This window comes from Bradyrhizobium sp. JHI2711, assembly GCF_056156565.1.
Window position 1 is genome coordinate 936,166 of record NZ_JBPZPT010000002.1, and the last position, 8,835, is coordinate 945,000.

Here is an 8,835-nt window from a genome sequence, read left to right on the forward strand (position 1 = left end):
TCGCGGAGGGCGTTTTCAATCCGCTAAGAACGCGTCCACCACTGCCTGATCGCGGTCGTAGACCCAGCATTCGCTCAGCAGGCCTTCACGCACGGCATAGACCAGCAACCGTTCCAATTCAGCCGTGCGACCGTCCCGGCTGAATGATTCCCGTGCTAGAATGGCGCCGCGCCGCGGCCCGGCCATCACGTCATCGATGGCGAGCAGTTTTCGGTTGGAGCGGCGTGCGACCTCGGCCAGAGTGGCAAGCGCGGCCGCCTTGCCGCGGTGAGTGCCGGCGAGCGGATTATGGCCGGCATAGTGCAGCATGAATTCATCGTGGTAGCTGGCGGCGATCGCGGCGCGGTCACCGGCCTGCCAGGCGGTCGCGTAGCGCGTGACGGCGGCGCGGATCGCGGCGATTTGTGCGGCGTCATCTACCAGAACTCTGTCCATCGATATGATCTCCCGGGTCATCGGCAGCGCTGTGCCGGTGCGCTATGATGAGGCATGACCTCGCCTTCCGGCTTTCAGGAACTGGCTATCAGCACGCCGCCCAGCGGCGGACCAAAGAGGGCGCGGATGCTCGATTGGGACGCGCGGGTGCTCTATCTCGGTCCAGCCTTCGGGCTGACGCCCCACCGCAATGCCACCGGCGTGCTGGCCGTCGCGCTCGACGGGGCGATAGGCGTAGCTAACGATCCGAGGGCGCGCTCACCGTCTTATCGCGAGACCCGCAGCGTGCTGATCATGCCCAACAGTCTGCACCATCTCCGCACCGATGCTGGACGGATGGCCTTCCTCTATGTCGATCCCCTCGGCCGCGATATCGAGGCGCTTCGCTCACGAATGAAGGAGGTCGAATCGAGGGCCGCGTTCGACATGATCGACGAGAGGTCGGTCGTCGCGCTGTTCGGCGCCATCGCGGAGCGACGCCTCGCATCTGAGGACGCGCAGCAAGCAGCCCGCGATATGCTTGGGATCGGATCAAGTCCGCAGCCAGATGCAAGAATTGCCGCCGCCATCGAGCGGATGCGCGAGCAGCCCAGCGGTTCGCACACCCTTGCTGAACTCGGCCGCAGGGCCGGACTTTCGTCCTCGCGCTTCCTGCATCTTTTCAAGGACGTCACGGGTGTGCCGCTCCGCCGCTACCGGATCTGGTCCCGGATCGGCGCTGCCGCGCGGGCGGTCGCACAAGGCCAATCGTTGACCGAGGCCGCGCATGGCGCGGGCTTTTCCAGCTCCGCGCATTTCAGCACGGCCTTCCGCGACATGTTCGGTATGATGCCGTCGGAATTGTTCGCACGGGTGCGCGCGGATTAATGTCTGCGACGTGCTGTTGCAGGTACTCGACGACGGCTGCTGCCGATGGCCAGGGCCGCACCGTCGATTCCGCGACATGCTGATCATCATGGCCTCGAACCTCGGTCCGAGTATCTCGTGAACCAGCCGGAGGGTGAGGATCTGAAATGAAAGCCGCCCCGGAGGGTCACCTCTCCGGGGCGTCCTGTTTTGCTGTCTGGCTAGTTGCCAGGGGCCGAGGCGGAGCGCGGCTCGACGCCGTCCTCCTCGTCCTCCTCCAGCTCCGACAAAATATCCACCAGCTCGCGCACCCGGCCCTGCGCCAGCGGGCGCAGATCGTTGATCATCGGCTCATCGTTGGCGAGCCAGGCCTGGGCCTCAGCAAGCTCCTCAGCGGTCGCGCCGGTCCCGATGATCTGGGCAATGGTGACGTCATCGGCGCGGTCCACGGCCTTGACGACATCGTCGCGTGAGAGGCGCGTCATGAGCGATCCTCCTGCTGGCTTCCGTCAGCGTCTAACCGGGGAACCGGCGTGACGGTTCCCGCCAGTCCCGTGCACGTAGCTCCTACTTCTTCACCACCTTGTAGATCGCATTCTCGACATCCGAGCTGACGTAGATCGCGCCCGTCGCGCCGACTGCGACGCCGGTGGGGATATGCGTCGGCAAGCCGCCGGGGGCGCCGGTCAGGCCGATCGGGAGATTGGCTGCGATCTCGGTGACCTTGCCGGATTCCGGCACGATCTCGATCAGCCGCTTGGCGCCGACTTCGGCGACGATCAGCTTACCGTCGCCGGTGCGCGCGATGCCTTCTGGCATCTTCAGATCCTTGGCGATCACGGTCTTTTCGCCGGTGCTGTTGATTTTGGAGATGATGCCAGCAAAAGCCTCGGTGACGTAAACCTCGTCGCCGGCCCCGCGGACGAGACCCATCGGACCCTCGAGCGCGCCGATCAGCGTGGTGCGATCCTTGCCGTGCTCGCCGCTCACCTTGACCAGCGACTTGGTGCCGAGCTCGGCTACCAGGATGCTGCCGTCCGCGAGCACGACCGCGTCATGCGGCGCCTTGAAGTCGTGCAGCATGTCGCGCGTCGCGCCGGTCTTGCCGTCGATCACCTGCACGGTGCCGGTGAACCAGCTCGACAGGACCACGTCGTTGCCCTTCGCCGTCGCGCTCATCGGATATTCGAGCGTCGTGCCAGCGGCGTGCATGCGCGCCTTTTCGGTGACCTCGCCGGTCACGCCGTCCACCGTGCGATAGGCGAACAGGTCGGCGACGTGGATCGTGTCCTTGCCGTTCTCCGAGGTGACGCCGATGCCGCCGGGCAAAGCGAGCTTGCCGATGATGATCTGCTTGGCATGACCGGTCGCGGGATCGACCTCCTGGATGCCGTTGTCGGCCATGTTGGAGACGTAGATGCGGTCCTTGTCGTCGATGGCGAGATTGTCCAGCGACGGCTTCAGCTGCGCGACCATGGTCTTGGCGCCCGATTTGGGATCGACCCGGACGAGCTGGCCGAGCGCGGTGTCGACCACAAGGAGGTTGCCCTTGGAATCGAAGTTCACGGCAGCCGGGATCTTGAAGCCGTCGGCGACGACACTCAGCTCGGCCTTGTCGACGTCGACCCTTGCGACCTGGCCCTTGAACCACAGCGGACCATAGAGCTTGTCGTCGGGACCGAACTCGAAGCCGTTGAGGCCGCCCATCTTCTCCATGATCTGGCGGGGCGGTTTGACGCCCTCGACGTCGATCTCGTAGAGCGCATCGCCGAGGAAAACGGTGGTGGCGTAGAGCCTGCCGTCCTTGCGGAAGGCGAGCGAGTTGATGCCGGGCAGGCCGCTCGCGAGCTTCTTGATCGGACCGTCGCCCTTGCGCGCATAGAGATCGCCGGCGAGGAAGCCGGTCCAGGCCATGGTGCCGTCGGGTGCGAACGCAATGTCGTCGGCCATCCCCACCGGTGCCGGGATCGCGACCTTGGCGCTGCCGCCGGCAATGTCGACCTCGTAGAGCGCAGCGCCCGCGACGCTGCCGGCAAACAAATGGCCGGCCTTGTCGACACCGAGCCCGTGCACACCATGGAATGCCGAGCCCGGCACGAGTCTCGTGACCTCCCAGCTGTCGGCCGATGCGCTCGTTGTGGCGAACAGCGCAGCAATCAGGGCTGCGCAGGCGAGCCTGTTTCTCATGGCGTGACCTCCCATTTTTTGGAAAGTATTCGCCCGTCCTGCGGCTTTGGCAAACAAAACTTGACGTTGTGTCGCCGCGAAGCGGCCTCGCTGCGTAGCGTGCTCGTTTGAAATTCTGTTTGAAAACGCCGGCCGATATCGGCGCGTTGCCGGCTTACCGGTTGGTGACCTGCAGCGGCCCGCCGGTGGCGTCCGACATGCGGGCGATGGCGCCGCCGCGGCCGCTCATCATGCCGTCGAGCCGGTCGCGCTCCTTCTCGAAGCTCGCCAGCATCGGGCCCTCCAGCGAACGGCCGCGCGGTAGCTTCACGCGCATCGGATCGACGAAGCGGCCGTTGACAAGGATCTCGTAATGGACGTGCGGGCCGGTCGACAGACCGGAGGAGCCGACGAAGCCGATCACCTGGCCCTGTCGCACCTTCTTGCCGGGCTCCATGCCCTTGGCGAAGGCCGACATGTGGCCGTAGGCAGTCTCGTAGCCGTTGGCGTGCTTGATGCGGATGTACTTGCCATAGCCGCCCTCGGGGCCGGCCTTCTCGATCATGCCGTTGCCGGAGGCGAAGATCGGCGTGCCGTAGGAGGTGGACCAGTCGACGCCGGTATGCATCTTCACGTAGCCGAGGATCGGGTGGCGGCGGCCGCCGAAGCCGGAGCGCATGATGGCGTTGTTGACGGGCTTTCTGACCAGGAACTTCTTCGCGCTCTTGCCGGTCTCGTCGTAATAGTCGACGAGGCCGTCGTCGGGGCTCTGGTAGCGGTAGTATTTCTTGGTCTCGCCGCCGACGGTGAGCGAGGCGAACAGCACCTCGTTCTTCTCGGTCGCGGTCACGCCCTCGTCCTCGCCCGCGTAAAACACGTCGAAGGAATCTCCGGGCTGCACCTTGCGCTGGAAATCGACGTCGTAGGAGTAGATCTTGATCATGTCCTCGATGACGGGCATCGGGACCTTGTTGCGCATCGCGGTCTCGTAGATGCTCTGGTAGAGCCGCACGCCGGAGCCGTCATCGTCATCGTCGTCGTCGCTGCTGGCGTTGGCCGCAGTATCGGCGACGGTGTTCATGCTGGAGACGTCGACGGCGACGTATTTGCCGAGATCGGACAGCGCCGCGATCGCTTCCACCATCGTGTCGTTTGCAACCACGACGCGATAGGGCTGCAGGCGGGCGCCGGGGCTTGCGGGCGCCATCAGGATGCGGAGCTTCTCGCCTTCCTTCAGGCCGCCGTCGCGGCCGCGCGGTCCGAGCGTCGCGGTGATCGCCTTGATCTCGTCGGCATTGGCGCCGAGATCGCGCAGCACGCCGGCGACGCTGTCGCCCTTCTTGACCATGTGGACGCGTTCGCCGTTGGGATTGCCGCCGGTGATCTGCTCCTTGGTCTTGGGCAGCAGCGTGACGTTCTCCGGCACCACGCGCGTCTCGAAGCCGGCATAGGGATCGGACGGCGAGGCCTCGGCGGCGTAGGCGGTTCTGATGTCGGAAGGGCCGGTCGCGCCGGAGATGTCGGCAGCCGTGTTGGCGAGCGAGGCGTAGCGCACCCCGCCATTGCCGCGCCAATTGGCGGCATCGCGCACCCGCATCAGGATGTCGTCGAGTGCCACCACCGCGGAAATCTTGGCCTTCGGCAGCACCGGCGACAGGTCCTTGGTGACGAAGGACACTTCCGCGTCGGGCTCGACGGCTTCAGGATTGTTGGGATCGTCGGACGCCGTCTTCGGGTCGGAGCCGACATCGGTCAGCAGGCGCTGGGCGTTGAACGGCGGGATCTTCGCCGACAGATCGCTCGTCGTCATCGACAGATTGCCGGCGATCCGCACGAACGGACGCACCCGCATCACGTCACGGTTGCCGACGCGGGCAACCGTCGAGACGCGCATCACGTTGCGCGAGGCGGTGGATTCGCTCGGCGGCGGCAGGCGATCGCTCTTGTGCAGCGTGGCGGCACGATCGGCGGCGCCGAATGCTCCGCGCAGCGCGCCTTCGACCCGCTCCGGCACCTTGGCGAAGGTCATCTCGCCGTCGAGCGAAGCGAAAACGGCGCCGCCGATCAGGGCTGCGCCGCAGAGTCCGGTCAAAATTGTCCCGCTGAACCATTGCACCGAGATGCGGCGGCGGTCGATCACCGCGGCTTCAGAACCATCGACGGACAGCGGCGGCTCGTGGCCGAGATCGATGATCCCGGTCTCACGCCCGTAAGTGCCGCGTGACGTCCTGTGGTTCAACCTAAGTCCCCCAACTCAACGACCCAAGATGCCCGGTTTCGAACCTGTCCCAGGCTGCCCTCTTGAACGGGGATCGCCGGAGCAGGCAAGCCGCACAACTGTCCGCGCCCAGAAAGCCCCTTGATGGGGCCGGCCGAAATTACGAACAGCTGGACGGGTAAAGCTCTCTCGATGTCTTTCGAATGCCGAAGGAAGGTCGCGTCATTTGCAACATCGCCTTCCTCTGACCCCATGAAAATCGCCGGCAGCCCCCACAGGCGTCCCCGCGATTCAAGCTTGTCTCTTATCAGAACGCCGCGGGATTGTGGCTCAAGTACGGCGCCAAATATGGAAAAAGTTTCCTAAATGCCGGGCCGTAAAGGCCCCCGTCAGATCATGGGCTGAGCTCGGGCGGGGTGGGGGACAGGGCCCCATCTAGCAGGGGAGGCGGGCGCCTGGCCGGGGGGGCGTCAGCCCTTGGGACGGCACGCCTCCCAAGGTGGCGGGGGTGCGGAGGAGGGGCCCCGGGGGAGGCCGCCAGGGAGGGCTCCAAGACGCCCTCCGGAGCCCGCCGGCGGGCAAACTTTTTTTCAGATTTTTTGCCGGGCGGGCTCGTTCGATGTGCCCGGCGGCTTTCTAAATGGCTGGAATCGTGGGTGTTTTCTCGCTGGTCCGCTGTGCGACGATTTGTTGACGATTGGCGTTGACAGGCCGGAAGGTGGGGCCTATAACCCCAACCACTGAGCGCGGCGCCGCCGGGTCACTGACCAAGGCGAGCGAACGCGCCACTGATGCTCCTCACCTTGTTGAGTGACACAACAGCCGACACCAGTCGGTTGGAGTTCATCCATCGTCGGTAAGGGTGTCGGAACCCTTCCTCTCAGGAAGGTTGAGGCCTCCATGGTCTCGGGCTGTTTGACAAGTGAAGATGAAGAAAGAGAAACGTGGACGGCGGAGTCCTTGCGGGTCTCGCTTCCGAGAAGCTTCGGCTTTTCTGATCGAGACCGGACGAAAGACTTCGGCGGTACACGTTTTAAAGGAAACACCATCGTTGCCAGCGATGTGAATCGCGGGCAGCACATCGACTTCGGTCGATAATGGTGGGACCTCGTCAAACGTTGTGATCAGCCGGTTCAAAGTTCAAGTCCAACTTGAGAGTTTGATCCTGGCTCAGAGCGAACGCTGGCGGCAGGCTTAACACATGCAAGTCGAGCGGGCGTAGCAATACGTCAGCGGCAGACGGGTGAGTAACGCGTGGGAACGTACCTTTTGGTTCGGAACAACACAGGGAAACTTGTGCTAATACCGGATAAGCCCTTACGGGGAAAGATTTATCGCCGAAAGATCGGCCCGCGTCTGATTAGCTAGTTGGTGAGGTAATGGCTCACCAAGGCGACGATCAGTAGCTGGTCTGAGAGGATGATCAGCCACATTGGGACTGAGACACGGCCCAAACTCCTACGGGAGGCAGCAGTGGGGAATATTGGACAATGGGGGCAACCCTGATCCAGCCATGCCGCGTGAGTGATGAAGGCCCTAGGGTTGTAAAGCTCTTTTGTGCGGGAAGATAATGACGGTACCGCAAGAATAAGCCCCGGCTAACTTCGTGCCAGCAGCCGCGGTAATACGAAGGGGGCTAGCGTTGCTCGGAATCACTGGGCGTAAAGGGTGCGTAGGCGGGTCTTTAAGTCAGGGGTGAAATCCTGGAGCTCAACTCCAGAACTGCCTTTGATACTGAAGATCTTGAGTCCGGGAGAGGTGAGTGGAACTGCGAGTGTAGAGGTGAAATTCGTAGATATTCGCAAGAACACCAGTGGCGAAGGCGGCTCACTGGCCCGGTACTGACGCTGAGGCACGAAAGCGTGGGGAGCAAACAGGATTAGATACCCTGGTAGTCCACGCCGTAAACGATGAATGCCAGCCGTTAGTGGGTTTACTCACTAGTGGCGCAGCTAACGCTTTAAGCATTCCGCCTGGGGAGTACGGTCGCAAGATTAAAACTCAAAGGAATTGACGGGGGCCCGCACAAGCGGTGGAGCATGTGGTTTAATTCGACGCAACGCGCAGAACCTTACCAGCCCTTGACATGTCCAGGACCGGTCGCAGAGATGTGACCCTCTCTTCGGAGCCTGGAGCACAGGTGCTGCATGGCTGTCGTCAGCTCGTGTCGTGAGATGTTGGGTTAAGTCCCGCAACGAGCGCAACCCCCGTCCTTAGTTGCTACCATTTAGTTGAGCACTCTAAGGAGACTGCCGGTGATAAGCCGCGAGGAAGGTGGGGATGACGTCAAGTCCTCATGGCCCTTACGGGCTGGGCTACACACGTGCTACAATGGCGGTGACAATGGGATGCTAAGGGGCGACCCTTCGCAAATCTCAAAAAGCCGTCTCAGTTCGGATTGGGCTCTGCAACTCGAGCCCATGAAGTTGGAATCGCTAGTAATCGTGGATCAGCACGCCACGGTGAATACGTTCCCGGGCCTTGTACACACCGCCCGTCACACCATGGGAGTTGGTTTTACCTGAAGACGGTGCGCTAACCCGCAAGGGAGGCAGCCGGCCACGGTAGGGTCAGCGACTGGGGTGAAGTCGTAACAAGGTAGCCGTAGGGGAACCTGCGGCTGGATCACCTCCTTTCTAAGGATGATCCTTCAGCGAGCTCACGCTCACTATCGGATCGTTTTAGAAACATCAGTGGCCAACAGATCGCCAGATCGTTGAGCTGCATTGGCGGGATTTCGCCGTCTTCGTTTCTCTTTCTTCGCGGACGAACACGCGCTGGGCCTGCATCATGCAGGATCCCACGGTCCCTGACGGGATATGCGTTAGGGGCTTGTAGCTCAGTTGGTTAGAGCGCGCGCTTGATAAGCGTGAGGTCGGAAGTTCAAGTCTTCCCAGGCCCACCACTTTCATCGAGTGAGCATTCGTCTTCTGGTTACGGGGCCATAGCTCAGCTGGGAGAGCGCGTGCTTTGCAAGCATGAGGTCGTCGGTTCGATCCCGTCTGGCTCCACCAGATGGTTTGATCACCGAGATCTTGCACCGTCGTCCGCGAAACATCACTTCGCATCCTGCTAGTCTGGATAGACAGCAAGATGCGTGTTTTCTGACATCGTAAAGAGGAGATCGATCCGAGTTGGGTCGTGCAGCAGATTGTTGCGCGAACCTTCAT

Annotated in this window: 5 protein-coding genes, 2 tRNA genes and 1 rRNA gene; 4 read left to right on the plus strand and 4 right to left on the minus strand. The window is 62.6% G+C overall.

Annotation, left to right across the window (positions count from 1 at the left end; translation table 11 throughout):
* Positions 1-15: 15 nt before the first annotated feature.
* Positions 16-435 (minus strand): nuclear transport factor 2 family protein, encoded by a 420-nt coding sequence (locus tag ACTEK7_RS16945; RefSeq protein WP_225147388.1) that lies wholly within the window; start codon positions 433-435, stop codon positions 16-18.
* A 126-nt stretch (positions 436-561) separates the two neighbouring features.
* Between ACTEK7_RS16945 and ACTEK7_RS16950 the strand changes: the two genes are divergently transcribed.
* On the plus strand, positions 562-1,302 hold the full coding sequence (locus ACTEK7_RS16950) for a helix-turn-helix domain-containing protein (protein ID WP_225147387.1): 741 nt from the start codon (positions 562-564) through the stop codon (positions 1,300-1,302).
* Positions 1,303-1,502: 200 nt separating this feature from the next.
* On the opposite strand, the gene ACTEK7_RS16955 is transcribed toward ACTEK7_RS16950, so the two are convergent.
* The 3 genes from ACTEK7_RS16955 to ACTEK7_RS16965 form a co-directional block, all read right to left on the minus strand.
* Positions 1,503-1,766: a hypothetical protein gene (locus ACTEK7_RS16955; protein ID WP_035996955.1), complete on the minus strand. Its 264-nt coding sequence runs from the start codon at positions 1,764-1,766 to the stop codon at positions 1,503-1,505.
* An 82-nt stretch (positions 1,767-1,848) separates the two neighbouring features.
* Positions 1,849-3,468: a Vgb family protein gene (locus ACTEK7_RS16960; protein ID WP_225147386.1), complete on the minus strand. Its 1,620-nt coding sequence runs from the start codon at positions 3,466-3,468 to the stop codon at positions 1,849-1,851.
* 154 nt (positions 3,469-3,622) lie between these two features.
* Positions 3,623-5,686 (minus strand): M23 family metallopeptidase, encoded by a 2,064-nt coding sequence (locus tag ACTEK7_RS16965; protein WP_225147385.1) that lies wholly within the window; start codon positions 5,684-5,686, stop codon positions 3,623-3,625.
* Positions 5,687-6,812: 1,126 nt separating this feature from the next.
* Between ACTEK7_RS16965 and ACTEK7_RS16970 the strand changes: the two genes are divergently transcribed.
* From ACTEK7_RS16970 to ACTEK7_RS16980, 3 genes are all read left to right on the plus strand, one after another.
* A 16S ribosomal RNA gene (locus ACTEK7_RS16970) occupies positions 6,813-8,301 on the plus strand.
* A gap of 192 nt (positions 8,302-8,493) precedes the next feature.
* Positions 8,494-8,570: transfer RNA gene (locus ACTEK7_RS16975), tRNA-Ile, on the plus strand.
* Positions 8,571-8,603: 33 nt separating this feature from the next.
* Positions 8,604-8,679: transfer RNA gene (locus tag ACTEK7_RS16980), tRNA-Ala, on the plus strand.
* Positions 8,680-8,835: the final 156 nt, after the last annotated feature.